Origin of the sequence: Pseudomonas sp. BBP2017 (assembly GCF_003024385.1) — a bacterium.
GTDB lineage: Bacteria > Pseudomonadota > Gammaproteobacteria > Pseudomonadales > Pseudomonadaceae > Aquipseudomonas.
Map to the genome: position 1 here is coordinate 1 of NZ_PVZN01000050.1, position 278 is coordinate 278.

Annotated in this window: 1 protein-coding gene; it reads right to left on the minus strand. The window is 64.0% G+C overall.

All coding sequences use genetic code 11. From position 1 onward, the window contains the following. On the minus strand, positions 1-278 hold a 278-nt coding region (locus tag C6382_RS24060), incomplete at both ends, for an immunoglobulin-like domain-containing protein (RefSeq protein ID WP_158262123.1).

Below are 278 nucleotides of genomic sequence, written 5' to 3' on the forward strand. Positions count from 1 at the left end.
GTGGTGATCGTGGTCACGCCTTGGGAGGCATGGCTCAGCGTGGCAGTGAAGATGTACTGCGCCGATGGGCCTTCGTCTTGTACCGAACCAGACAGGCTCACGGTCGCGACCGTCGTGGTGTCGACCACCGTCGCGGTTGCCGAGCCACTGCCGTCTTTGACTTCCAGCTTTTCAAAGCCCGGGCCGTTGACGCCGGTGATCGTGGCGGTCAGTTCGGTGCCGTCCTTGTAGGCGTCTTCGCCGTTGCCAGCCGGAACCGTCAGGGTGCCCGTGGTCTG